General features: G+C 63.4%; 22 protein-coding genes and 5 pseudogenes. 15 read left to right on the top strand and 12 right to left on the bottom strand.

Features of this window, described 5'->3' with window-relative positions:
- Positions 1 to 58: 58 nt before the first annotated feature.
- Together EAH84_RS16315 and EAH84_RS04680 are read right to left on the bottom strand one after the other, a co-directional pair.
- Positions 59 to 592: pseudogene (locus EAH84_RS16315) on the bottom strand (tyrosine-type recombinase/integrase); the annotation flags it as partial.
- Positions 593 to 681: 89 nt separating this feature from the next.
- Entirely contained in the window at positions 682 to 1,074 is a 393-nt protein-coding gene (locus EAH84_RS04680; RefSeq protein WP_206663936.1) for a MarR family winged helix-turn-helix transcriptional regulator, read from the bottom strand.
- 86 nt (positions 1,075 to 1,160) lie between these two features.
- On the opposite strand from EAH84_RS04680, the gene EAH84_RS04675 reads away from it, so the two are divergent.
- From EAH84_RS04675 to EAH84_RS04670, 3 genes are all read left to right on the top strand, one after another.
- Positions 1,161 to 2,951, top strand: a complete 1,791-nt coding sequence (locus EAH84_RS04675; RefSeq protein WP_425326439.1) for a chloride channel protein — start codon at positions 1,161 to 1,163, stop codon at positions 2,949 to 2,951.
- A 61-nt stretch (positions 2,952 to 3,012) separates the two neighbouring features.
- Positions 3,013 to 3,318: a hypothetical protein gene (locus tag EAH84_RS16210; protein ID WP_206663935.1), complete on the top strand. Its 306-nt coding sequence runs from the start codon at positions 3,013 to 3,015 to the stop codon at positions 3,316 to 3,318.
- 24 nt (positions 3,319 to 3,342) lie between these two features.
- Positions 3,343 to 4,086, top strand: coding sequence for a hypothetical protein (locus tag EAH84_RS04670; protein WP_206663934.1), 744 nt, complete (start codon positions 3,343 to 3,345; stop codon positions 4,084 to 4,086).
- A 315-nt stretch (positions 4,087 to 4,401) separates the two neighbouring features.
- On the opposite strand, the gene EAH84_RS16520 is transcribed toward EAH84_RS04670, so the two are convergent.
- From EAH84_RS16520 to EAH84_RS04645, 7 genes are all read right to left on the bottom strand, one after another.
- Positions 4,402 to 4,533, bottom strand: a complete 132-nt coding sequence (locus EAH84_RS16520; RefSeq protein WP_277753718.1) for a hypothetical protein — start codon at positions 4,531 to 4,533, stop codon at positions 4,402 to 4,404.
- 63 nt (positions 4,534 to 4,596) lie between these two features.
- Positions 4,597 to 5,256: an ERAP1-like C-terminal domain-containing protein gene (locus EAH84_RS16205; protein ID WP_241656459.1), complete on the bottom strand. Its 660-nt coding sequence runs from the start codon at positions 5,254 to 5,256 to the stop codon at positions 4,597 to 4,599.
- Positions 5,211 to 6,242 (bottom strand): M1 family aminopeptidase, encoded by a 1,032-nt coding sequence (locus EAH84_RS16200; protein ID WP_241656458.1) that lies wholly within the window; start codon positions 6,240 to 6,242, stop codon positions 5,211 to 5,213. The genes EAH84_RS16205 and EAH84_RS16200 overlap by 46 nt, the downstream gene beginning before the upstream one ends.
- A gap of 450 nt (positions 6,243 to 6,692) precedes the next feature.
- Positions 6,693 to 7,103 carry a hypothetical protein gene (locus tag EAH84_RS04660; protein WP_140868359.1) on the bottom strand — a complete coding sequence of 137 codons (411 nt, stop codon included), beginning with the start codon at positions 7,101 to 7,103 and terminating at the stop codon, positions 6,693 to 6,695.
- On the bottom strand, positions 7,100 to 8,101 hold the full coding sequence (locus EAH84_RS04655) for a phosphotransferase family protein (protein ID WP_241656470.1): 1,002 nt from the start codon (positions 8,099 to 8,101) through the stop codon (positions 7,100 to 7,102). The genes EAH84_RS04660 and EAH84_RS04655 overlap by 4 nt, the downstream gene beginning before the upstream one ends.
- A gap of 8 nt (positions 8,102 to 8,109) precedes the next feature.
- Entirely contained in the window at positions 8,110 to 9,213 is a 1,104-nt protein-coding gene (locus EAH84_RS04650) for a hypothetical protein (protein WP_140868353.1), read from the bottom strand.
- Positions 9,213 to 10,394 (bottom strand): cytochrome P450, encoded by a 1,182-nt coding sequence (locus tag EAH84_RS04645; RefSeq protein WP_206663932.1) that lies wholly within the window; start codon positions 10,392 to 10,394, stop codon positions 9,213 to 9,215. Before EAH84_RS04645 ends, EAH84_RS04650 begins: the two co-directional genes overlap by 1 nt.
- Before the next feature lie 450 nt (positions 10,395 to 10,844).
- Between EAH84_RS04645 and EAH84_RS04640 the strand changes: the two genes are divergently transcribed.
- On the top strand, positions 10,845 to 11,471 hold the full coding sequence (locus EAH84_RS04640) for a glutathione S-transferase (protein ID WP_140868347.1): 627 nt from the start codon (positions 10,845 to 10,847) through the stop codon (positions 11,469 to 11,471).
- Between the two features lie 78 nt (positions 11,472 to 11,549).
- On the opposite strand, the gene EAH84_RS04635 is transcribed toward EAH84_RS04640, so the two are convergent.
- Complete coding sequence (locus EAH84_RS04635; RefSeq protein ID WP_140868344.1) at positions 11,550 to 12,356, bottom strand: TrmH family RNA methyltransferase; 807 nt, start codon at positions 12,354 to 12,356, stop codon at positions 11,550 to 11,552.
- Between the two features lie 115 nt (positions 12,357 to 12,471).
- Positions 12,472 to 13,023 carry an FKBP-type peptidyl-prolyl cis-trans isomerase gene (locus tag EAH84_RS04630; RefSeq protein ID WP_161978331.1) on the bottom strand — a complete coding sequence of 184 codons (552 nt, stop codon included), beginning with the start codon at positions 13,021 to 13,023 and terminating at the stop codon, positions 12,472 to 12,474.
- A 390-nt stretch (positions 13,024 to 13,413) separates the two neighbouring features.
- On the opposite strand from EAH84_RS04630, the gene EAH84_RS04625 reads away from it, so the two are divergent.
- The 8 genes and pseudogenes from EAH84_RS04625 (at position 13,414) to EAH84_RS04590 (ending at position 21,853) form a co-directional block, all read left to right on the top strand.
- The gene (locus EAH84_RS04625; protein ID WP_140868338.1) at positions 13,414 to 14,832 is read left to right on the top strand and encodes an amidase; all 1,419 of its coding nucleotides are present in this window, start codon (positions 13,414 to 13,416) and stop codon (positions 14,830 to 14,832) included.
- Between the two features lie 214 nt (positions 14,833 to 15,046).
- The gene (locus EAH84_RS04620) at positions 15,047 to 15,388 is read left to right on the top strand and encodes a hypothetical protein (RefSeq protein WP_140868335.1); all 342 of its coding nucleotides are present in this window, start codon (positions 15,047 to 15,049) and stop codon (positions 15,386 to 15,388) included.
- 622 nt (positions 15,389 to 16,010) lie between these two features.
- Positions 16,011 to 17,945, top strand: a pseudogene (locus EAH84_RS04610) (chloride channel protein); the annotation flags it as partial.
- 128 nt (positions 17,946 to 18,073) lie between these two features.
- Positions 18,074 to 18,244 (top strand): hypothetical protein, encoded by a 171-nt coding sequence (locus EAH84_RS15875; RefSeq protein WP_161978330.1) that lies wholly within the window; start codon positions 18,074 to 18,076, stop codon positions 18,242 to 18,244.
- A gap of 187 nt (positions 18,245 to 18,431) precedes the next feature.
- Positions 18,432 to 19,139, top strand: coding sequence for a superoxide dismutase (locus tag EAH84_RS04605; protein WP_140868332.1), 708 nt, complete (start codon positions 18,432 to 18,434; stop codon positions 19,137 to 19,139).
- Positions 19,139 to 20,149 (top strand): YncE family protein, encoded by a 1,011-nt coding sequence (locus tag EAH84_RS04600; RefSeq protein ID WP_140868329.1) that lies wholly within the window; start codon positions 19,139 to 19,141, stop codon positions 20,147 to 20,149. The genes EAH84_RS04605 and EAH84_RS04600 overlap by 1 nt, the downstream gene beginning before the upstream one ends.
- A gap of 41 nt (positions 20,150 to 20,190) precedes the next feature.
- Positions 20,191 to 20,463 carry a metal-sensing transcriptional repressor gene (locus EAH84_RS04595; RefSeq protein ID WP_140868326.1) on the top strand — a complete coding sequence of 91 codons (273 nt, stop codon included), beginning with the start codon at positions 20,191 to 20,193 and terminating at the stop codon, positions 20,461 to 20,463.
- 37 nt (positions 20,464 to 20,500) lie between these two features.
- Positions 20,501 to 21,853 carry a cation diffusion facilitator family transporter gene (locus tag EAH84_RS04590; protein WP_140868323.1) on the top strand — a complete coding sequence of 451 codons (1,353 nt, stop codon included), beginning with the start codon at positions 20,501 to 20,503 and terminating at the stop codon, positions 21,851 to 21,853.
- A 76-nt stretch (positions 21,854 to 21,929) separates the two neighbouring features.
- On the opposite strand, the pseudogene EAH84_RS04585 reads toward EAH84_RS04590, so the two are convergent.
- Positions 21,930 to 22,205: pseudogene (locus tag EAH84_RS04585) on the bottom strand (integrase core domain-containing protein); the annotation flags it as partial.
- Between the two features lie 44 nt (positions 22,206 to 22,249).
- Here EAH84_RS04585 and EAH84_RS16515 point away from each other — a divergent pair.
- From EAH84_RS16515 to EAH84_RS04565, 3 genes and pseudogenes are all read left to right on the top strand, one after another.
- A pseudogene (locus tag EAH84_RS16515) lies at positions 22,250 to 23,655 on the top strand (IS30 family transposase).
- 4 nt (positions 23,656 to 23,659) lie between these two features.
- A pseudogene (locus tag EAH84_RS04575) lies at positions 23,660 to 23,939 on the top strand (IS3 family transposase); the annotation flags it as partial.
- Positions 23,940 to 24,129: 190 nt separating this feature from the next.
- The gene (locus EAH84_RS04565; protein ID WP_241656456.1) at positions 24,130 to 25,296 is read left to right on the top strand and encodes a sensor histidine kinase; all 1,167 of its coding nucleotides are present in this window, start codon (positions 24,130 to 24,132) and stop codon (positions 25,294 to 25,296) included.
- Positions 25,297 to 25,298 lie beyond the last annotated feature (2 nt).

The raw sequence follows: 25,298 nt of genomic DNA, 5'->3' as shown, positions 1-25,298 counted from the left end.
GAAGTTGCGAAACCATTAGGAGGTCGCGAACGGCTGCCTTTGGGTCACGCCGGTCGCGTCAGACCTCGGTCCGCTCCGACAGCTCCAAGGCGTCTTCGACATCGACACCAAGGTAGCGAACGGTGCTCTCGATCTTGGCATGGCCAAGTAGGATTTGCACCGCGCGCAGGTTGCCCGTCGCCTTGTAGATGATCGACGCCTTGGTGGGTCGAAGTTAGTGAGTGCCGTAATCCTCGGCTTGGAGGCCGATGCCGACGATCCACTCGCGAACGAGGCGGGCGTACTGCCTGGTGCTCATGTGCCCCATATAGTTGTTACGGCTGGGGAAGACGAAATCGTTCAATGTGCCGCCACGGCGCTCGAGCCAGGCGAACAGGGTCCTACGGGCAGGCTCGACGATCTCGAACTGCACGGGTCGTTTCGTCTTTTGCTGAACCACGATCGCGCGATCCCGAATGCGGCCACCGGCAACGATGTCGCCGATGCGGACTTTCACGACATCGCAACCGCGCAGCTTGCTGTCGATCGCGACGTCGAAAAGCGCTCGATCCCGCAGGCGCTGGTGCTGGTCGAGCCAGAAGCGAATAGCCCATTGTCAGGATCATGCGCATGACACCTTTCCTCTTCTCTCACAAAATATCGCAGTACGATATTCCCTGCAAGTCGAAACGATGGGCCCGGTCAACGAAAAGCGTCGAGGAGGGTCTTGAGCAGAGGACGCAAGCGAACGACCTCCTCGCGATGAATGGCCGACAACTGCTCAAGCAGCGTCTGCGCTCGCGCGGTCAGTTCGAGCACCGTCCGGCGGCCGTCGGTTGTCGATGGTTGCCTCGCGACCAGGTCCAGCGTTTCCAGGCGGGCGATCAGTCCCGACGCGCTATGCGGCTTCAAGATAAGACGGCCAGCGACATAGCCGATCGTTACTGCATCAGTGGTTGCGCCCCGGATCGCGAGCAGCGCTTGATGTTGCTGCGGCGTCAAACCGAACTCCGCGACGCGGCTTTCGCTGAACGCCTGGAATTCTCGAAGCGCGTACCGAAAGTCGGCTAGCGCAGCGTAGTCGGTGTCAGTCAATGAGTCGCTGGGCACTGCTTCTCTTTCCTTGGCTTGAAGTATGTCGTGTTGCGATATATGTGCCACACTCCTTAGTGCGAGCCACAATGTCCATTCGACCGACCCCTAACACCACGCTCCGCCCGTTGCGCGATCACAGCGCCGACCGGCGGATGATTATACTGGCCGCGGCGGCAATCGTCATCGGTGCGGGTGCTGCGGGCGGTGCGTGGGTGCTGATCAAGCTGATCGCCATCGCCACCAACCTGTTCTGGTTCGCGCGCCTGTCGATCGCCGCCGTCGATCCGGTCGACGCGCATGTCGGTTTGTTGGTCGTCCTCATCCCGGTCATCGGTAGCCTGATGATCGGGCTGATGGCACGCTACGGCTCGGACAAGATCAAGGGGCATGGCATTCCCGAAGCGATCGAGGCGATCCTCTATGGCGAAAGCCGCTTGTCGCTCAAGGTCGCGATCCTCAAGCCCTTGTCGTCGGCGATTTCGATCGGCAGTGGCGGTCCGTTCGGTGCCGAGGGCCCCATCATCATGACGGGCGGCGCGATCGGCTCGCTGTTTGCGCAGCGCTTCCACATGACCGCCGCCGAGCGCAAGACCCTGCTTGTCGCCGGCGCGGCAGCGGGCATGACGGGCATTTTCGGCACGCCGCTCGCCGCGATCCTGCTCGCGATCGAGGTGCTGTTGTTCGAATGGAAACCGCGCAGTTTTGTGCCGGTGGCCGTCGCGGTTCTGGTCGCAATCGCAGTTCGCCCCTTCCTACTCGGCGCCGGGCCGCTCTTTCCGTTCGCAGCGGTGCCGGTCGTCGCCTTCTGGGAGACTGGAGCGCTGGCTCTCGGCCTTGGTATGGTGCTGGGGGTCGAGGCCACCATCCTGTCTGCGTTGCTGTACCGGATCGAAGACCTGTTCCACCATTTGCCGGTCCATTGGATGTGGTGGCCCGCGATCGGCGGCCTGGTCGTTGGGCTCGGCGGACTGATCGACGCGCATGTGCTTGGTGCGGGCTATGGCAATATCCAGGCGTTGCTCGACGGTTCGCTCGTGGCGCGCGTGGTGCTGGCCTTGTTGGTGGTCAAGGCGGTCGTCTGGCTGGTCGCGCTCGGGTCGGGAACCTCGGGCGGGGTGCTTGCGCCATTGTTGATACTTGGCGGCGCGCTCGGTGCGCTTGCCGGGCAGGTGTTGCCGGGCGCGTCGGGCTTCTGGGCGTTGATCGGTATGGCGGGGATCCTGAGCGGCGCGATGCGCGCCCCGCTGATGGGCGCGATCTTCGTCGTCGAGCTGACCGGCCATTTTGACGCCCTGCCGTCCACAATCGCAGCCTCTGCCGGAGCTTATGCGGTCAGCGTCCTGATCATGCGCCGGTCGATCCTGACTGAGAAGATCGCGCGCCGTGGCCGCCATATCCTCCAGGAATATACGGTCGACGCACTTGAGTTCCTCCAGGCCGAGCAGATCATGACCCACGCTCCGGTGTGCTTGCCCGGCGGAATGTCGACGCGCGCCGCAGTCGACTTTTTTGCCGAGACGGCGGAGCATCGCAGCTATCCAGTCGTCGATCTTTACGGGCACCTGTTGGGGCTGGTCTCGCGCTCGGATGCGCTGCACTGGCAAGTCCAAGGCGAGCTTCCGGACGCGACTCTCGCCGATGCCTTCTCGGACGCGTCTCACCCTCTGGCCTATCCCGCCACCCCGATCGGCGTGGTTGCCGATCTCATGGTCGCGACCGGGATCGGGCGAATACCCATCGTCGATCCTGTCAGCAGTAAAGTGGTCGGCATCCTCTCGCGACATGATCTTCTTAAGGCCCGAAGCGCCGGGCGCCGGGCGGAATTCGACCGACACCGCGGTAGCGCAAGCAGGCTGCGGCAGCGGCGTGAGACATGAGCGAGGCGCCCCCGCCTTACAGCATGGCGGGATCACGCGCGGATGATAGAATGCCACTGTGATGCCAGCCACTCCTCTGATTGCGCTCGCGATCTTCGTTGCCAGCGCAACGGTCATCTGGTTCGCCGGGGTCAAACTCGCCGACACAATCGACATCCTCTCGGCGCGACTCCACCTCGGCAAGGCGCTGGGCGGTGTCGTTGTCCTCGCGATCGCGACGAACCTGCCCGAGATTGCGATTACGATAAGCGCGGCGGTGTCAGGAGATGTCGGCGTCGCCGTCGGTAACATCCTCGGCGGGATCGCGATCCAAACGGTCGTGCTAGTCGCGATGGATGTGGCAATGAAGGAAAAGGTGCCGATGTAGTATCGCGCTGCCAGCCTGTCGCTGGTGATCGAGGCGGTGCTCGTCATCGCCGTGCTGATCGTCGCGATCATGGCGACGCAACTGCCCAACAGCCTGATCATCGCACGTCTGACGCCGGGAACGGTGATGATCGCCGCGATCTGGATCGCCGGCGTGTGGCTGTCGGGCCGCGCCGCGAACAGTCTCCCGTGGCACGAAGGAAGCGGCAATGCCCCGGACGCGCAGGAAAAACCTAAGGGGCATTCTCAGACCTCCAAGCAGCACGCGTCGGCCGCGCGATCCGAGTCGGCCACGCGGCTGCTGTTGATCTTCGCCGCGGCGGCGGTCGCCACACTCGTCGCAGGCGTCGCGCTCGAGCGTAGCGGCGAGGCGATCGCATCGTCGATCGGGCTGAGTGGCGTGCTGTTCGGCGCGACCGTCCTCGCCGCCGCGACCTCGCTGCCCGAACTGTCGTCCGGGATCACATCGGTGCGGATGAAGGATTATCAGCTCGCGATCAGCGACATCTTCGGCGGCAATGCCTTCCTGCCGGTGCTGTTTTTGCTGGCAGTGCTGATCTCGGGCAAGGCGGTGCTGCCCGATGCGCAAGCGAGCGATATCTATCTTGCCGGGCTCGGGATTCTGCTGACGTGCGTCTATGCGGCGGGCCTGATCTTCCGCCCCAAGCGACAGGTGCTCGGGATGGGAATCGACTCACTAATCGTTCTTATTCTATACGCCACAGGCGTGGCCGGATTGTTCGCAATCAGCGTCGGGCACGGCGGGTAGCTTCAGTTCAGGGCAATCCTCGACCTCGACGAGTACAGTCAGATCTGCTGCCGGCCGGCGGCTAGGTGCCTCAGGACCACGCCAGAATTTCGGCCTGCAGTCGTAGCAATTGGGGGCAATTTTAATCGCATCATCGAGAACCGTCTCTGTAAACCACCTGATAAGCGTCACGAGGTTCTGGGACCGGCCATTTTTGTGATTCGGGCGGCATCGTTCAACATGAACAGACGGCCGAAAAGGGGAAGCCGAGAAGCGACCGCGAACGTCTGGAGTTGGGTCGTCTGTGACTACTGGGATGAAGCGCAGATCCCGTTGCTACCAGGTGCCCTCAATCAGCCTGCGCTGGCGTTCGGCCTCCATCGGGCTTGTGCGGGGTGAGGATGGTTGGCTGTCGGCACCGGTCACGCCGTCAAGCGACACGAACGCCGCGCCGGTCAGCTTACGCATCGATCGTATCCTTTTGGGGGCATCTCGGTTCGATGGAGTCGCCTGCTCGTGGATGAACCATCACTATTTCTCCGCGATGGCGGCGGCGATTTCAGCCCCTTTGGCTTGGCGCAGGCTGCCGCAATTGCGGATACCCTCCAGCGTGCGCTGGTAGTTGAGCAGTCCGACGTTCAGTTTCCGGATCGCCACGCCAACCTTGGCGTCGATACGGTTCGCCTGGTCCGCGCCGCATTGCCCGCTGAACGCCTGAGGAAGGTGACTGGTGATGAAGACGCCATTTCCGCTGGCGGCGAGTTTTTCGTAATTAGCTAGGATCCAGTCAGTGCCTAAATCGCGTGTGTCGAGATTGCCGACGATCCCAAAGATCAGCCCGATCCGATCGAAACTGCGCATGCGCTTATCGTCCAGCGCCAGGATATAGTTCGCTGCGTCGGCATCGCCGCTACCCGCTGCGGCGCCGAGCGCGTTTTGCCGGAACATCGGATTCTCGCTCGCCAGCGCTCGATCGACCAGCGTCTTGACCGCGGGCAGGCCCCCGTCTTCGGCCACCACATTGAGCGCAGCGCCGATGAACGCAGGATCGAGCGCGGTTTCGTCTCCGGCAAGGTATTTGTTGCCCGCCGCCTTCAGCGTGGCGCGGATCGCGGGATCGCGCGCGTCGTCCGAAACCAGACCAACTAGCTGTTGACGGAGTTTCTGCTTGCCCGGATGTGGTCCCACCACGCCGGTGTCACCAGATCGCCGAACCATTGGTGCGACAGCTCGTGCGCGACGACCATGCCGAACTCCTGCTTCTCGCCCGTCGTCGCGCCGGGGGCGAGATAGATGATGCCGTCGCCGTAGGTGTCGGCGCCCGCATTTTCCATCGCGCCAGGCATGATCGGCGTGCCGATCTGATCGAGTTTCGGAAACGGGAAGGGTTCGCCGAAATAGTTTTCGAGCAAGGAAACGATGCGCGGCGTCTCCGCCATCACATAGCTCATCTTATCCTTCTGCGCCGCGGTCGCGACCGCGCCATAGGGCATCGGCGCGGAGCGCTCGGGCGTGGGTGGGATCATGCCGGTGCGACGGGTGAAAGGCCCGGTATCGACCGCGACGAGATAGGTGGGGAGCGGTTTGGTAGCGGCGAGCTGGTGCTTCTCCATCCCGCCCGCAACTGTCGTTACGGAGGCCTCAGGCGCATTCCCGACGACGACGAGGCCGGGATGTGTGGTAACCGAGACAGTGAACGGGGTCTTGAAGCCGGGCTCGTCGAAGCCGGGATACGCGGCACGCGCGTCGATGCTCTCGAACTGCGTCCACGAATACCACGCATCGCCGACTTTGACGTGGAAAAGCCCCGAGGCGCTATCCCCGAACACGCCAGTATAATCGAATGCGAGCGTGGCCGGGCCAGCGGGTAGGACTTGCCCAAAATCGAGCCGTGCGGTGCCGGTGGAGTCGACCTGCGTGAAGGTCCCGGGAACCGCTCTGCCGCCGGCCATCGCGACGACCTTCGAGACGGTCAGATCGCGGCCGTGCAGGTAAAGCGATTTGGTCGCAGCATTGAGCGTGACGTCAATCTCATCATGGCCGGAAAAAGTGTTCGCCTCGGGCAGGATGGTGAAATCGAGGCGATAGGCTTTCGGGATTGCGGCGTCGGGGAGCTTGCCCTTGGGCGCGTTGGCATCGGGGACGATCTTGGAGGCGGGGGGGTGCGGTCGTCGCACGGGCCTGAGCAAGCGCGGTGGTTGAAGGCAGCGAAGCGGCAACCGCGGCGACGAAGGTAGCGCGCATGGATCAAGTCCCCCTTGAGTGTGCTATCGGTGTAAGGCGGTGTCGGGATCACCGCAAGAGCGACTTGGTCAGTTGCCGGACGCAGGGGAGTGCGCGGTCTGACGAGTGGTCGAAGCGATCGGCTGAGTGGTTTACGCCCATGCTCAATTGCCCAGCGGGCCACGGAGCGATCCCATGAGCCGACATCTGGCCATGTTCAGCGATCAGCGCGCTGAACGGGCGGGCTGGGAGTTCCTGATCCCTAGCAGCGCGAGGGAGGAATGGCGGCGATCTATCGGATTGCTGCTAACGGCGTCCTGACGCTCGAACGCTCGAACGCTCGAACGCTCGAACGCTCGAACGCTAATCGCACCGCTCGCGCCATTAATTTATCACCGCATCCTCTATGGAAGCGGTGGCAACTCCAGCCGTCGGCCTGCAGCCATGAGGGCATAGAGCGCGAGAATGCGACGATCGGTATCGTTGTCGCCAAGTGACTCGACGGCGGTGTGGAGCACTATCAAGGCGCGGCGAAGCGCAGCATTGCGCGCATCGATCGCAGCAGGCGTGATCGCATTGGCGGGATCGGGGCAAACCACGGCATATGTCGTGGAGGCCTGCAGCATCGATTCGATAGCGGCGTTTTCCGCGACAATCGCCGCCGTGCCGCGTTCGGCGTCCTGCGCGGCGAGCAGGTTGAGGAGCGCGATCACCCCGATCCGCGACGTCATGAAATCTCCGGCCATATCCGGGGTCTGCGGCTGCGCGAGTGACATGAAATTACCGCGCAGGATTTCGGGCAGAGTCGGGGTCATGCGGTGGCCTCCGCAAAGGCGATCAATTGGGCAGCGATGATTTCATCATGGCGACGGGCGGTGTACCAGCCGGAAATGCCGAGCACCGGGTCGATGCATCCGTTAGCGCGATATTCGCGCGCGGCGCTCGTCCAGATCGCTTGGCCCTTGACCGCATTGAACAGCGACCACCAGCGTAACGCCACCGGGTCGACGGTCAGTCCGCTCGCCGCCTCCCACGCTGCGATCGCATTCGCGCGCGGGATCATGCCGCACACGACACCGTCGTCGAAATGGTTCCAGATGGGATCGAACGCCCAGCCGAGGTCCTCGATCGGATCGCCGAGATGGGCCATTTCCCAGTCGAGGATCGCGAGGATGCCACCCACTCCATCGTGGATGATATTGCCCGACCGGTAATCGCCGTGGACGATGCGAACCGCTTGAGCGGGTGGGGGAGGATGGGCGCGCAGGCGGCGGATCGCGGCGCGGACGATCGGTTGGGGATGTGCTTCGTCGGCATCGATCACCCCCGCCCAATGATCCAGCGCCACCCGCCAGCAGGTATACGGGGCCGGCGCGGCCAGTATATCGCCAAGCGGCGTCGGGGCGGGATCCATCGCGGCCAATGTGCCGAGATGGCGGAAAAACGCTTCACCGATCTTGCTGGCGTGTGAGCCAAAGGGGGCGGCGGTGAACGGAGAAGCCACAATGCCGCCGTCGATCCGCTCCATCAGAAAAAACGGCCGTTCGAGTTCTGCACCGTCGCGTTCGAAGGCGATCGGCTCGGGCACGGGGAGGCGCCCGCAGGCGGTTCGATAGGCCTCGAATTCGATCTGGCGGTCGGTGTCGAGCAAGCTGCCGACGGGGTCGCGGCGCAAGATCAGCTGGCGTATCCTGCCTCCTGCGGTCGCATCGAAGCGATAGGTTTCGCGGCTTGCCCCGCCCGGGATTCGCGCGAGATGTTCGATCGTGACCGGCACGCGCCACACGCGGGTCAGATAGGCGGCGATTTGCATGTCGATGCTCATGCGCAGTCGATCATTCCGGTGAAGCCGCCGGGGACATACGGGCCCAGCACCAATTGTTCGAGCACGCCGCGGCCGATCCGGGTGCGGCCACCTGCGTCTGTCCAGACCACGCGCGACAAGGCTTGGATGTGAAAGTGATGCGGCTGGGTCCGGTCGACGTCGGCGCTGAGCAATTCCTCGCGTTCGACCTTGAGTTCACCGTGGTTGATGCCGTGGCCCCAGACCGGGTGACCGTAGCCGAGCCCCATCATGAAGAACGTCGCCTGAGGATCGAAGACGAGCGTGCCGCCGTCCAGCGCGATGGTGGCAGCCACGGCGTTACGCGTGCCTGCGGCCCAGTCGATACGCGCCTCCGCGCTCGCGAAATGCGCTTCTTCGCCCGCATCGGTGCCCAGAGGCGCCCAGACCGACCGGCGGTTCCAGGGCCGACCGTTGGCATCGTCGTTGGTATGGAAGAACAGATCGCCGTCGGCGAACACGCAGGGGCTCCACAGCCAGAAGAATTGGGGTGGCATCGCGGGGGCAGGGAGTTGCGCGTCGCGTGCGCCGATCGGGCGCACGCCCCAGGAACGGTCGCGCGTGCCCACATAGCCTTCGATATCGGTGCGCGCGCCATCGATCTCGATCCAGCCCGAATAACGGCCGTTCTGGGTCAGCCGGGTATAGTCGAGGAACGTGCGCGGGCCGACGCGGCGCGTGAAGCGCGATTCCTCGATGGGGAAGGAACGGCCCGTGAACACGATATCGGCGGCGATACCCTGGTCGGGCGCGTCGACCGTGATGCGCAGCCGTTGAAGCGGTTCTTCGACCGTAACGCGGATCGGCCCAACCGCCGGCGCCATCCGCTCCATGTCGAGCCAACGGCTGGCGTGGAGATTGATCTGTCTACCGTTCGCCATCCAGCAGAAGCTGGCATCGGCGATGTTGAGTTGCGGATAGACGCCGAATGCGATCGCGAACATCCGGTTGTCGTCATCGCCGCCATCGTCAGCCGGATAACCGTTGAAGAAATAGCGGTCGTAGAAATTGCGGTCGGTGCCGGCGTACGCGATCGGCTCGGCGGTCTGGTGGATCGGGTAATCGTCGCCGCGAGTCAGCATTAGCTTTTGCCCTCGGGCGTGAATGCCACCTCGAGCCGACGGATGCCGTGGACGAAGTTGTTCGGCGCCACGTCGTAATCGCCCTCCCACCGGATGTCGGGGAAGCGCTCGAAGATTTGGCGATAGCTTTCCTCGAGCTGCACCTGCGCGGCAAGTCGGCCGATGCAGATGTGCGGGCCGTAGCCGAATGCGATGTTCTTTTCGGCATTTGCCCGCCCGATGTCGAACCGGTCGGGGTCCGGAAAGACCGACGCATCGCGGTTGGCGGCACCGTACCACATCACGACCTTCTCGCCTTCCGCGATGCGCTGGCCGTCGATCTCGACATCCTCGGTCGCGATCCGCTTCATGTAGATGACGGGGCTGATCATCCGCGTGATCTCGTGGACCGCATTGGGGAGCAGCGACATATCCGCCTTGAGTCGCTCGCGTTGATCGGGGTTTTCGGTGAACAGCTTCATCGCGCCCGACAGGGTGTTGCGGGTCGTATCATTGCCCGCGAACACGATCAGCAGCCATGATCCGTCGAGATATTCGTCGGGGAGCAGTTCGCCATCGACCTGCGCATGCGCGATCGCGCTCATCAGGTCGTTTTGCGGCTCGCGGCGGCGCTTGTGGAGCATCGTGCGCCCGTATTCGAACATCTCGGCGACGTTGTGGTTGAACATCGCGATGAACCCCTGCAGCTCGGGGGTGAGTTCGCCCTGTTCCTTGCCCTCCTGCTCGGCCCCGATCTGGAGCGACATTTCGAGGAAATGGATCCAGCGGATGAATTTCTCGCGATCCTCCTCGGGCACGCCGAGCATCTCGCAGAGCGTAAAGCTCGGCATGTGCCCGGCGAACATGCCGACGAAATCGCATTTGCCGAGCGGTGCCATCGCATCGAGCCGCCGCGTCACTTCGGCGGCGACCTTGGCGCGGAGTTCGCGCATATAGCTCGCGGTGAAATACGGCATGTGCTCCTTGCGGAGCTGGCGATGCGGGTTGCCGTCGAGGTTGATCATCGTGTTCATCGCGGCGTGGAACAGCTGGTCGGTGCGACGCTCGGGTGGGGGCAGCGCCATGTTGATGCCGCCGCGTTCCGAACTGAACGCCCTGGGATTGCCATTCACGCGCTTGACGTCGTCGTATCGCGTAACCGCCCAGAAACCAGGCCGGTCGCGCGGCTCATCGTGCCACATGACCGGAGCCTCGGCGCGCATACGCGCAAAATCCGTCCAAGGCTGGCCGCTTGTAAAACGATGAAGGTCGGTAAGGTCGACGCCGTCTAACGTCGGATAGGCGCGCGGGAATGCGGGACCGGGATTCCCTTCGACGACATGGTCGCTGATCAGTCGCATCGCTCTGTCCCGTAGCCACCGATCGTCGGCAGGCTGAGCCCATAACTTTAGTTACGGACGGCGCGCTGTCAACGCGGCACACAGGATGGCGCGAATAGCGCTGACGTGCGGCAACACTTTTGAGCATTCCTGGCGTCAGGAGCTTGCGCGGAAACGTGATATTGGAGCCGATGCATCGGCGGCCTATTTGGTAATCCGGCTTTTTTGTCAGCGATCCGTCAGGCCAGGTTCGCTAGGAGCGCGCTTCCACATCGTTGGATGGGCGCGCGATGGCCTCGGCGTTTAGGGCAGATGATCAAGACCGTTAATCCGATTCTCTACAGCTTTCGCCGTTGTCCCTATGCGATGCGGGCACGGCTGGCGTTAGCGATCAGTGGCTTATCGGTTGAGTTACGCGAAGTCAGGCTCGCAGATAAACCGGAGGCACTGCTTGCCGCCTCACCCAAAGGCACGGTGCCTGTACTCGCGCTGCCCGACGGGGCGGTGATCGACGAAAGCCTGGACATCATGCGCTGGGCGCTTGAGACTCGCGACCCGGAGAATTGGCTGGCGCGTGACGATCCCGCGCTGATCGCTTTCAACGATGGGCCATTCAAGGAGGCGCTCGATCGCTACAAGTATCCGGAACGCCATGACTCCGATCCCGCCGGGCATCGCGACCAGGGATCGATGTTTCTTCGTGAGCTCGATAACCGTCTCGCAACTAAAGGCCAGTTGTGCGGGTCGGCGAGGGGACTTGCCGATGCTGCGATCATTCCGTTCATCCGACAATTCGCCGCCGTCAACCGCGCGTGGTTCGACGCGCTGCCGTTGCCGCACCTCAAACGCTGGCTGAACGAACATCTATCGTCTCAGCTTTTCGAGGCAGTGATGGTGAACCGGCTTTTCTGGTCACCGGGGCAAGCGCCGACCAATTAGTGATACAATGCATGGAGAGAGAAGGAATAATGTCCGGTTTGGATAAGTAGCGAGATGCCCAAGATGTCGCTTTTTGGGTCATTCCCTCGCCGCTGTCAGATGATGCAACACGATTCCCGACGTCGTCGCGACGTTCAACGAGTCGAATCCGGCCGCCATGGCGATGCGTAGGCTGGGGGTACGGCGGAGAACGTCGGGGGAAAGGCCAGGCCCTTCGGCTCCGAGCAACATCGCATTGCTTCGAGTTGGGCGCCAGTTCGCCAGCAGCGTCGTGCCGGCGGGACTGAGCGAAAATGGCTCGAAAGAGTGGTGCTTCAGCAAGGCGAGTACATCTTCGCCGCGGTCGAGCCGAGCGGTGGGAACCAGCAGCGAGGCGCCGACCGACACGCGGATTGCCTTGCGGTATAACGGATCGCAGCAGTCGGCGTCGAGCAGCACGGCCGCCGCGCCGAAGGCGGCCGCATTCCGGAAGATGCCGCCCATGTTGTCGTGGTTTGCGATGCCCGACAGCACCAGGACATCGCAGTCGCCGCGCAATCGGGTGAGAAGCGCGTCGGCGTCGGGCATGTCCGATCTGCGACCGATGGCCAGAATACCGCGATGCATCGCGAAGCCAGCGATAGCATCGAGCACCTGTTGGGCGGCGACGAATACGGGTGCGTCCTCCGGGAGTTGCGCGAGGAGCGAGCGCAGACCGTCCAGACGCTTCGCGGCAACCAGCATGGAAAGTGGACGATGCAGCGAGCTGCCGACCAGTTTCTCTACGACCACCTTGCCCTCGGCGACGAACAGTCCGGCCCGCCCGACGAGATCGCGCTCGCGGATGTCGCGATAGCGCTCGATCCTGCGATCGTCCGGATCGTGTATCTCGATAAGCATCGGCATAGGCAGGCGCCTCAAGCGAACGGAAGGATGCGCGGTCGGTGTCGTCGCGTGCGGTGCTGCAGGGCATCGGCTGCCCGATCAAGCTTCCTGCGTCGTCCTTCCGTAATAACCGCGGCTATGGCTGCGGCGGCGCATCCTTCTGCGCAGCGGGTTCGGCCGCGTGCGCGCGTTTCATGCTCTCCAACTCGGCAGCCGTCTTGAAGTCCAGTAGTTCGACCTGGAACACGAGATCGGCATTGGCAGGGATCGGCCCGGTGGCCTGGGCGCCATATCCCAAGGCCGCGGGAATGCAGAAACGCGCGACGCCGGACCGGGCCATCGTCTGCAATCCTTGCGCGAAGCCCCGGATCACGCCGTCGACGGGCAAAGGGGACCGCATCCCTTGGTCGAACACCGCCCCCGTCGCTGCGAGATAGCCGATATAATTGACCAGCGCGACATCGCCTGCGCCCGGCTTTGCACCGGCGCCGGCGCGCAGCATCGTTGATCCCAATCCCGACGGTGCCACCGTCGAACACAGGCGTTGCCCTGCCGGCACCACGGGGTTCAGCGGCAATGCGATAATGGAATTTTCGGTCTTGACCGGTGCCGGTGCCGCGGCACGCGGCTTTTGTCGCCGCGACGTCGCCGCGCTCGCCGGCACCGGGGCGGCGAGCAGCGGCAGCACTGCGGTGAGAACGAGGCGGGACGAGACTTGCGAAAGGAATGGCATGGACCCGGCTATATGCAAGGTTTGCGGTCAGCGCCATTTCGATCGTCACGCGGCCAAATGCGGCTCGGCCTCCCCGGGAACTGCGGCGCCGACCGACAGCGCACCGGGGGCCATGGTGCCCGCCCGATCACCGTTCGTGAGACAGGAACGCCCACATTGCCTCGTTGTCACCGACCGGCCAGCTATGCCGTCCGCCGCGCATTACACGTGCGGCAACGGAGGCGAGGTCAGGGCACCGTGCCTACCCCTGTTCGCGGGTTCTGGCTTGCGTCGGGGCACGTGTCGCATTGCCGACATCCCTAATACCCTCCACTAGTGTCGCAACAATAAGCGGGAGAGGCCGGAATGAGCGCAACGGATATCGCGGACTGGGATGCCACCCAAACGGCAATGGCGATCAAATCGGGCGCTGTATCCGCCCTCGAAGTCGTCGATGCTGCGATCGCTCGTTCGGAATCACTCAATCCGAAACTCAATTTCCTGGTCACCGACGATTATGAACGCGCCCGCGACCGGGCGCGGGTACCGCTTGGCAACGGGCCGTTTGCCGGCGTGCCCTTTCTCATCAAGGACCTCGACGATTTCACGGGGCTTCCGACGCGGCTCGGCACGCGATCGACCGCAGGACTGTCCGCCGCCGGTCGCCAAGCGCCGCTGATCGATGGAATGCTTGCTACCGGGCTCAACCCGATCGGCAAAAGTGCGACGCCCGAACATGGGTTTCTCCCCACCACGGAGCCGCTGGCTTTCGGTCCGACCCGCAATCCTTGGGGTCCGACGCGCTCGGCTGGCGGGTCGTCTGGCGGGGCGGCGTCGGCAACAGCGGCGCACGTCGCGCCTTTTGCGCACGCCAGCGACGGTGGGGGATCGATTCGGATCCCCGCATCTTGCTGCGGCCTCTTCGGGCTCAAGCCGTCGCGCGCTCGCACCTTGGCGAGCGATCCGGGCCATTTCCCGATGCCGCTCAGCGTACAATTGTGCGTGTCCCGCAGCGTGCGTGACAGCGCCACGCTGCTGGCGGCGGTCGAAGCAAAGGGCAGCGGCCTGCTGCAGGTTGGGCTGATCAGCGCGCCATCCCCGCGGCGGCTGCGGATCGGTCTGCTGCTCGACAGCGTGTCGGGGCAGTCTCCCGACCCCGAGGTGGCGCACGCCATCGAGGAAACCGCGGCGCTGCTCGAGCGTCTGGGTCACCACGTGGAACCCACGGCCTGGCCGGCACCGCTGGTCGGGATGGCCGATGCATTCCTGCTGACCTGGTCGCAAGGCGCCGCCAATCTGCTCGCCGAAACCGGCGTTCGCCTCGGCCGCTCGCCTGGGATCGACGAGGTCGAGCCGTTCAGCCTGGCGATGGCGACCATCGTCGCTAGCGCACCGGACGGGGCGGTCGAACAGGCGGTGGCGTATCTCGGTTCGCTTCGACCCATCTACGACGCGTGGCTGACCGAATTTGACATGATCCTGTCGCCCGTACTGTCGCTACCACCGCCCGAAATCGGATGGCTCGCGCCGGACTTGCCGGTGGATACGATGGCCGAGCGGCTGACCCGCTATGTTGGCTATACGACGCCACACAACGTCGTCGGCGCGCCCGCCATGAGCGTACCCGGCGCGTGGTCGGCAGCCGGCTTGCCGATCGGCGCGCAATTCGGCGCCGCCGTGGGAGCGGAGGCACTGCTGCTGGGGTTGGCGTACGAGCTTGAAGACGCGAGGCCATGGGGTGCACAGCGTCCGATGGCGGTCGCCCGACCGGGATCGCGATCGTAACGCTCGGGGCGCCAGGAGCAGCCGGTGCTCGCACCGGCGGAATACCAGCCACTTCCGCCGTCGTCCGCGTGGTCCTATCGGGGTCGGGCGCTTTTTCCACGAGGAAATCGGCTAAAATCGCTATGAGGCGGGTAACAGGAACGAAATGCCCATGTACACCGTTTTTTTTCAGCACGTCCCTGGGTCGACCAGACGTGATTGAAAGGCACTTTCGATGAAACGCTCGATCATCACCGCCATGCTCTCGCTGGGCGCGCTCATGCCGCTTGCCGCCATCACCCCCGCGCAAGCCCAGATGGCGCAGAGCACCACGCAGACGCAGATGCCAAACCGCAACGTACGCACCACCAGCCGTACGGAAGGCCCCGGTGGAACCGCTTTGACCCGGACCGTCGATCGTACCAACGGAACGCGCACTGTCGTTCGCCGCCAAACCAATTCCTACGGCGCGACCCGCACCGTCCGGCATAATCGCGGATCGCGCATGCGGACGGTTTGTCGCACTCATTGGAAACATGGCCACCGCGTGCGCCATTGCACGAAGCGATTTCGGTAAATTCGTGCGCTCGCCGTGCCCTCACCCCGGCCTTAATCCAACGGCATCCGGAGACCGGCCGATGTTTTGCGCATTAGCGCAGGCGATGCAACGGGTGGATTTAACCCGCCCGTTGCATTTCGAGTTCGGCGGCGAACACCGCCGGGGTGACATAGCAGAGCAAGGAGTGCGGCCGCTCGGTGATTCAGTCGTGAGCCCAGCGGGCGAGGATCGCGGTGGCCATCCCTGATCGACTCACACATTGAGCGGAACCCGCTCGAGATCCCCGACCTTGAAAGCCGTGGCCGCGCAGAAATGAACGAATGGCAGAAGTTGGGAACCGCTCAGTCGCCCGCGAATGTTCGCTACTGGGTCTTTCGCCACAGCCCGCTCAATCGTGCGCGGGGGTTGGCCATGCTACACGGCGATATGCATAATGCTTCGTCTGGCTGCTCGGAGACATCCTGACCTTGACGGAAGCCCGAGGTGCGATGTTTAGCCACGGGGTGCGTCGTTCCGGAAAACTGCTTTTACGGCTTTTTGCGCGTCGACAGTGACGGTTCCTGCGGGAGAGCGAAGCTGCGCTCATCGTTCTGGCCGCGCTCGTTGGGCTCGGTGCGGGCTTATCAACCAACGTGCAGCAATGGCTCGCGCATTCCATTCAGCGGATCCTTTACGGCGTGACGGTGAACCGGCTCAGCGCGCTGGAATCGATTCACCATCCCTGGCGACTTCTTGCGCTGCCGATCGGCGGCCTGCTGCTGATCGCGCTCGGGCGCGGGCTGCGAAGCAGGTCACGCTCGCCGATCGACGTCGTCGAGGCCAATGCGTTGCATGGCGGGCGGATCCCGGTCACCGACAATCTGATCATCGCCGCCCAAACGATCCTGTCCAACGGCGCGGGCGCATCGGTCGGCCTAGAGGCGACCTATGCGCAGATGGGCGGCGGCATCGCATCGGCTGTTGGCCAGTGGCTGAAATTGCGGCGCAACGATCTGCGGACTCTNAATCGATTCACCATCCCTGGCGACTTCTTGCGCTGCCGATCGGCGGCCTGCTGCTGATCGCGCTCGGGCGCGGGCTGCGAAGCAGGTCACGCTCGCCGATCGACGTCGTCGAGGCCAATGCGTTGCATGGCGGGCGGATCCCGGTCACCGACAATCTGATCATCGCCGCCCAAACGATCCTGTCCAACGGCGCGGGCGCATCGGTCGGCCTAGAGGCGACCTATGCGCAGATGGGCGGCGGCATCGCATCGGCTGTTGGCCAGTGGCTGAAATTGCGGCGCAACGATCTGCGGACTCTGGTTGGCGCGGGCGCTGGTGCCGCGGTCGGCGCTGCGTTCGGTGCGCCACTGACCGGCGCCTTTTATGCGTTCGAGATCGTCATCGGCAATTACACCCCCGGCGCCATCGCGCCGGTCATGGTGGCGGCCTTGTCGGCGGCGTTCGTCACTCGCGTGCTCGGGGTGACGCCCTATCTGCTCGCGACGACCGCGGATCGGGTTCTGACCACGACCGATTATCTGGCCTATGCCGGGCTGGGGCTGATCTGCGCCGCGATCGGCATCGCGATCATGCGGCTCGTCACCGCCGCGGAATTGCGCGTGCAGCGGTGGACGCGGATCGCAGCATGGCGACCGCTGATCGGCGGTGCGTTGTTGATGCCGATCGCGTGGCTTTCGCCCCAGTCGCTGTCGGCAGGTCACGGTGCGCTCCATCTCGATCTACTGATCCAACCGGCGCTGGCCCTCCTGGTCGTCATCTTGCTGCTGAAGATCGCGGCATCGGTAATCTCGCTGAGCTTCGGCTTCAGGGGCGGGCTGTTCTTCGCCTCGCTATTCCTGGGATCGCTGGTCGGGCAGATTTTCGCAGGCGCGATCAATGCGAGTGCGCTCGGGTTCACGCTCGATGCCAATGATGCGGCACTGGTCGGGATGGCGGCGCTGAGCGTGTCGATCGTCGGTGGACCGATGACGCTGGCGATGCTGATGCTGGAGACGACACATGACTTCGCGCTGATGGGGGTCGTGCTTACCGCCTCGCTGCTATCGAGCGCAGTGACGCGTGAGGCGTTCGGCTATTCCTTCTCGACTTGGCGGCTGCATTTGCGTGGATCGACCATTCGCGGTCCGCGCGACATCGGGTGGAAGCTGGGGATCACCGCGGGCCAGATCATGCGCAAGGATTGGACCGCGGCATCTGGCGATATGACCATCGCCGCGTTTCGCACCGCGGTTCCGATCGGATCGACCAACAAGGCGATCCTCATCAATTCCAGCGGTGCTTATGTCGGAATTGTTCCTACCGCGGCCGCCTATAATCCGGATGCGGATGGCGGATCGCCCGTTTCCGCAATAGCGACTCTAGCCGATGCGACGCTTGCGCCGACAGCCGATATTCAGGCGGTGCTGGCGCTATTCGACAAGGTCGCGGCGGATGAGATCGTCGTGACCGACGACGCCCGCACGGTGCTGGGCGTGATCAGCGAAAATCACGCGCGACGACGCTTTTTCGAAGCGTTCGAAGCATCGCAAGACGACATCTTTGGCGAGAGTAGGCGATTGCGTCGGCGTTGAGCACTTTGCGAGCCCACNTTGTTCCTACCGCGGCCGCCTATAATCCGGATGCGGATGGCGGATCGCCCGTTTCCGCAATAGCGACTCTAGCCGATGCGACGCTTGCGCCGACAGCCGATATTCAGGCGGTGCTGGCGCTATTCGACAAGGTCGCGGCGGATGAGATCGTCGTGACCGACGACGCCCGCACGGTGCTGGGCGTGATCAGCGAAAATCACGCGCGACGACGCTTTTTCGAAGCGTTCGAAGCATCGCAAGACGACATCTTTGGCGAGAGTAGGCGATTGCGTCGGCGTTGAGCACTTTGCGAGCCCACTATCCAAATCTGGCGCAAGTGGTCGTCCTGGCCAGACGGCAGGCACATTGAACGTTTTGGAATTCAGCGAACCTTGATGACGGCGTGGTCAGGCATTGCGCTGTCTCTGACGAACGTGATCGCTTAACGTAGGTGTTCGCACTTTCCATCCCTCGGCCTGGAGAATGACAATGACCGACGCGCTGATCGACCGTCGCAATTTGCTCGCTGCCGGAGCCGCTCTGTCGGTGGGCGCGTGCGCACTCGTACCGATGGCGGCAAGCGCAGCCGCTACCCCCACCAGCCCAACCTTCACGCCGCAGCCTGCGCCTCTGCCATTCGACCCCAAGGCGATCACCGGTCTTTCGGAAAAGCTGCTCGTTAGCCATCACGACAATAATTACGTCGGCGCGGTGAAGCGCCTCGGGGCATTATCTGGCCAGTTTGCTGCGCTCGATCCCACCACCGCAGCGGTTTTCACCATCAACGGGCTCAAACGCGAAGAATTGACCGCATGGAACTCGATGATACTGCACGAGCTGTATTTTTCTGGCCTCGGAGCACCGACACGCCCCGGTTCGGCGCTCTCCGCCGCGATCGAGCGCGACTTCGGCAGCGATGCGCGTTGGCGTGCAGAGTTCGCCGCGATGGGAAAAGTGCTCGGCGGTGGCTCGGGCTGGGTGCTGTTGACTTACAGTCACCGCGATAACCGGCTGGTCAACCAATGGGCGGCCGATCATACCATGACGCTGGCGGGAGCCACGCCGATCCTCGCTCTCGATATGTACGAACACGCCTACGCGATCGACTATGGTGCCAAAGCCGGTGCGTATGTCGATGCGTTCATGGGGGCGGTGAATTGGCACTCGGCTGACGTACGGTTCTCCAAGGCCGCATGATGCGCGGGATGTCCGGCTTGTTTCGGATGACACCGCTGTTTGCCGCACTTTTCGCGAACGCCTGTCACGCTTCCCCTCGCGCAATCTCGTCCAGCGATCCAGCATCGCCGTTAGGTCTCGAACGGACGATCGCGCTGCCCGACGTCTCAGGTCGCATCGACCACTTCGCAATCGACCTGCGGGACAAACTGCTGTTCGTCGCGGAATATGGCAACGGCACGGTTGACGCGGTGGACCTTGTTGCTGGCACGGTGGCGGACCGGATCACCGGGCTGCACGAGCCGCAGGGCTTAGCAGTGCTGGCCGATGGGCAGGTCTTCGTCGCGTGCGGCGACGGTTCGGTCCATTTCTATTATGCACGTGGTCGGCATGAAATAGCGACGCTGACGCTGGAGGACGACGCAGACAATGTGCGGGTCGATGCTCGCAACGGTCACGTTGTCGTGGGCTATGGCTCGGGTGCGCTGGCAGTGATCGATCCAGCGTCGCACCACCTGCTCGCGACGCTCGAGCTCACGGGCCATCCCGAAGGGTTTCGGCTGATCGGCGGCAAAGCGCTTGTAAATATTCCCGATCGAGGCGTGATCGTCGCGGCGGACATCGATGCCGGGAAAGTGACATCGTCGTGGTCCACGGGGTTACGCCGCATGAACTTTCCGCTCGCTATCGATCCGAGCGGGCGATGGTTCGCAATCGCGTATCGGTTCCCTGCCGCGCTGCAGGTCCGTAGCGCTGACAGCGGCGACGAGATCAGAACTCGCCGGGCCTGTGGCGATGCCGACGACTTATTTATCGATGGCGATCGATTTTTTCTAGTCTGCGGCGCCGGCAACATCGACGTTGTATCTACCACGGATGCGGGGGCCGAGACGGTGCGCGTCGCTACTGCTCCGGGTGCGCGAACCGGGCTGTTCGTGCCCGAGCTTCGCACCTTATTCCTTGCGGTGCCCTCGCGGGGAGGCTCGGCCGCCATCTGGGCGCTGAGCACAAACGCGTCGAGCCTGAAATGATCGTCTTATAGCGTTGCCCCCCTACCCCTAGGGGGTAGGGCATGCGCATCTCTCACGCATCCGATCCCCAAGTCCGGCGCGGCCTTAAGCATGCCTATGGCCACCTCGCGTCGATCTTGCCGATGCTCGACGAAAATCGGTCATGCCTCGAACTCGCGCAGCAGTTGCAGGCAGTCGAAAGCACCATACGCACGGTCAAGCGCGCGCTGATCCATGATCATATGGAACATTGCCTGGCCGACGCGGTCGGCGATGGCGCCATGACCACCGAACAGGCGCTGCGTGAGTTCAAGGCGCTGACCAAATACCTGTGACGTCCGTGGCGACCGGCAAAAAAAGAAGGTTTGAAACATGGCAACAATCCGCGAATGGCTCGGTTTCGGCGGGCAGGACATTACGGCAGGGCATCATAGTCATGATCACGGCGGCGGTGCCGGTGGCCACGGCCACACCCACGGCGTGATCGATCCCTCGCTCACGACCTCCGATCGGGGCATCTGGGCGATCAAATGGTCGTTTGTCATCCTCGCAATTACTGCCGCACTACAGTTTGCGGTCGTCCTGCTGTCAGGCTCGGTCGCGCTGCTCGCCGACATGATTCACAATGTCGGCGATGCAACGACAGCGATTCCCCTGTGGTTCGCTTTTGTGCTCGCCCGTCGCAAGCCATCCAAGATGTTCACCTATGGGCTGGGTCGGGTCGAGGATCTGGCGGGTATTCTGATCGTCCTCATCATCCTTTTCAGCGCTATCGTCGCGGGCTACCAGGCGATCAGCCGTCTGATCCACCCGCAGGCGGTCAGCCATCTTGGCTGGCTGGCGGCAGCCGGTGTAATCGGCTTTCTCGGCAACGAGATCGTCGCAATATTCCGTATTCGCGTCGGTCGCCAGATGAACAGCGCCGCGCTGATCGCCGACGGTTACCATGCTCGGACCGACGGCCTGACCTCGCTTGCCGTTGTGCTCGGCGCTGTCGGCGTGTGGTTCGGCTACCCGCTGGCCGATCCGATCATCGGTCTGATGATCACTATCGCGATCATGGGCATCGTCTGGCAATCCGCCAAGGCTGTGATCACACGGGCGCTCGACAGCGTCGAGCCCGGTGTGACCGCCGAAATCCGTCATGCAGCCGAGCATGTCGATGGGATCAACAACATCGCGGAGGCCCGAGCGCGCTGGATCGGCCATTCGCTCCATGCCGATATCGCTATCACGGTCGATGATGCGCTGACGCTGCCAGCCGCGATGGCAATCGCGCGAAACCTCAAGGAAGAACTGATCGAGCACGTCCCGGCACTCAAAACCGCGAATGTTACTTTCGCGCAGACTGCCGCCGATTCGATCGATCTTCCGAGGCCGAGCCAAGTCGGCCCGGCGCACCATCACGCCCCCGACCCATTCCGGTTCAGCAGCGATCTTGCCAGCGGAGCGCTGATCATCGCCGACACGCCGGACGGTGAGCGGATGCGCTTGACGTTAGATGACGGCATGCCTGGCTTGAAGGCTAAGGCGGTGATCAGCCGCGCGAGCGAGCGCGATGAAATCCTGGAACTCCATCCGCTCGACGGAAAGGGCATGCCTTTTCAAAGCAGCACTGCTCCGGCTGAGCCGCACGAATTTTCCGCGATCCTGTGCTTGGAGGGCGGAGAAGAACCGGCATCGCTTCCTTTCGAGATGCGGGAACCCCAAGGTCACGCGCATTAATTGATGTGAGGTCTGAACGGCAGCATTTTTGTAAGCGATGCCCGTAGGGCGCCTTGCCGCCGACGATGTTGTCCGCGGCAGCATAATATTGATCTTCGGCCTCGGCGGGCGGGATGTTGCCGATGGGCTCCAGCAGCCGACGATGGTTGAACCAGTCGACCCATTCGAGCGTGGGATATTCGACAGCTCCGAAGCTGCGCCATGGCCCACGCCTGTGGATCACCTCAGCTTTGTAGAGACCGTTGATCGTCTCGGCCAAAGCGTTGTCATAGCTGTCGCCGACACTGCCGACCGACGGCTCGATCCCGGCCTCGGCGAGCCGCTCGGTGTACTTGATAGACACGTATTGGGCGGACTCAACCGGTCGTTGCAACGCTTCGAAAATGGAGGCGTAGCATGGACAGTAAGAAGCGGCGTTCGGATCGGTGCACACGGCCACGATTGCGCTCGCCCGGTCGACCGCCGGTAGCCACGCGGAGCGAGCAGCAGCTTTTCTGGACGTTGATCGCGACCGGGATGAGCAGTGAGGCGGCTGCGTTAAAGGCCAAAGTGTCGCAACCTGTTGGAACCAGATGGTTCCGGAAGGCGGGCGGTATGGCACCAGCGATGTTTAGATCCGCGGCGAAGCCGCTGTCGGGCAGATACCTGTCATTGGCGGAACGCGAGGACATCGCGCTGCTGCTTGTCCAAGGTCATAGTCTGCACGAGATCGGAAGACGGCTCGACCGTTCTGCCTCGACGATATCGCGTGAGGTCCGCCGCAACGCGACCACGCGGTGTGGCGGTCTGGAATATCGCGCGACTGTCGCCCAGTGGCACGCCGATCGGTCCGCCCGTCGTCCCAAAGCAACGAAGCTTGCCGGGAACGCGGCTTTGCGCTCCTATGTGGAAGAGAGGCTCGCAGGCGTCGTGCGTACCGATTGCGGCAACCCGGTGCCGAGGCCAGCGGTGTCGTGGAAGGGACGTCGGCACGGGCCGCGGCAGGATCGGCGGTGGGCGTGGGCCTGGAGCCCGGAACAGATCGCCAGGCGCCTGGCCATGGACTTCCCGGATGACGAGACGATGCGCATCAGTCACGAAGCCATCTACCAGGCGCTCTTCGTCCAGGGCCGCGGCGCCTTGCGACGCGAACTGACAGCCTGCCTGCGGACCGGACGGACCTTGCGCATGCCGCGGGCGCGGGTCGGACTGCGGGGAAAGAACTTCGTCTCGCCCGACATCATGATCTCTCAGCGCCCGGCCGAAGCCGATGACCGGGCGGTGCCGGGGCACTGGGAGGGCAACCTGATCCTGGGTCTTGGCAGCTCGGCGATCGGCACGCTGGTCGAGCGGACGACACGCTTCACGATGCTGTTGCACCTGCCGCGCATGGAAGGTCATGGTGCTGGACCAAGTATCAAGAACGGCCCGGCGCTGGCGGGACATGGTGCCGAAGCGGTACGCAACGCGATCGCACGCACCATCACCACCTTGCCCAGGAGCTGCGCCGGTCGCTAACCTGGGATCAGGGTGCCGAGATGGCCCAGCATGCCCGCCTCAAGGTCGATACGGGCGTGGTGGTCTACTTCTGCGATCCGCAAAGCCCTTGGCAGCGCGGCAGCAATGAGAACACCAACGGGTTGCTGCGACAGTACTTCCCCAAGGGCACGGATCTCTGCGCGCATGATCCGGAGGCACTCGCTGCCGTGGCGGCCACTCTCAACGCTCGCCCTCGTAAGACGCTGGGCTGGAAAACGCCCGCCGAGGCGCTTGACCAATGCCTTGCAGAGATCGACAAGCACCGTGTTGCAACGACCGGTTGAGTCCGCCCAATATACGAGCGAGCAGTTCCAGCGACTGATGGCCGATAATGGCGTTATCTGCTCGATGAGCCGGTCGGGCAACGTCTGGGACAACGCGGCGATGGAGAGCTTCTTCTCGTCGATGAAGACCGAACGGATCGGCCGGAAGACATATCGAATGCGCAATCACGCGAAAGCCGACGTGTTCGATTATATCGAGCGCTTCTACAACCCGACACGCAGGCCCTCGACCTTTGGGTTATCTCAGCCCCATCGACTTCGAGCGGCAAGCACACGTAGCTTAACCTCGTGTCCATCGGACCGGCAGCAGCTCACGCCCGATTCGTCGAGGAGCAGATAGTCCTCCACGCGAAGCTTTACCGGCAACGGGACGGTGGTAAGAGGAACCATCTCGGTCATGGGTAAAACTCTATCACATGCGGGTGTGCTACCCAAGCTGCCCGCTGACGTAATCGTATGAATGGATTGGTGACAGTGGCCGTGGTAGAAGACTCTCCCGGAGCCGATGCGCATCCCAGCGCAAGCGAGCTACGCTATCGGCTCCGCCAACAATCGGTGTTGTCCGATTTCGGCATCGAGGCGCTGCGCGCGCGCGAACTGGGGCCGATGCTCCAGCGCGCCGCGGAATTATGCGCCGAGGGGATGACCGCGCGCTACGCCAAGTTCCTGGAACGCTGCCCCGATCGCGACGCGTTGCTCGTGCGCGCCGGGGTCGGTTGGCCCGAAGGCGTGGTGGGCGGCGTCACGATACCCGCGGATCTGGGTTCGCCGGCTGGATTCGCGTTCAAGACCGGTGAGCCGGTGATCTCGAACCATCTCGAAAACGAGGAACGCTTCCGTACCCCGACTTTCATGGCCGAGGCGGGGATCCGCCGTGCGATCAACGTGGTGGTCGAGGCGTCTGGCGAGAAATATGGCGTGCTCGAGGTCGACAGCTCTGACGAGGGCCAGTTCGAGACCGCCGACATCGCGTTCATGCAGGGGTTCGCCAATTTGATCGGCGTGGCGATCGAGCGTCAAGGCGCCGAGGCGCGTCTGGCTGCGGCGATCGAGCATCAGGAATTGCTGACCCGCGAGGCGAGCCATCGCGTCAAGAACAGCCTCGCGATGGTCTCGGCGATGCTCAACCTGCAGATGCACGAGGATGACGACCCGCGGATCACGCGAATGCTCGGCGATGCGCAGGCCCGGATCGCGGCGATTGCGCTAGCGCACGATCGGCTGTGGCGCGGCGATCGGGTCGGCGTGGTCGCGCTCGACGAACTGGTCTGCGGGATCGTGGAAGGCCTCGCCGAACAGGCCGAGGTCGATATCCCCTGTATCATACTCGCGATCGAGATCAGCGCGGACATCGCGATCCCGATCGGGTTGGTCGTCACTGAACTGGTGACCAACGCGATCAAATATGCCGACGGCGGGATCGCGGTCGCGCTGGGAATCGAGGCGGACGAATTCGTATTGACGGTGGACGATCGCGGTCCGGGCATGCCCGCGGGGTTCGACATCGCCAGCGCGTCGCGCGACAGCCTGGGTATGCGGATGATCGCCAGCCTGTCACGCCAGTTGAAAGGCGCGATGAGTTTCGAGGATGCGGACGGCGGGGCGAGGGCGGTGCTGCGCTTCCCCGATCCGCGCGGGTGAAG

Source organism: Sphingomonas oligophenolica (assembly GCF_006438955.1).
Taxonomy (GTDB): Bacteria; Pseudomonadota; Alphaproteobacteria; order Sphingomonadales; family Sphingomonadaceae; genus Sphingomonas; species Sphingomonas oligophenolica_A.
The sequence above is the reverse complement of the archived record's forward strand: the minus strand, read 5'-3'. Positions and strand labels throughout refer to the sequence as shown.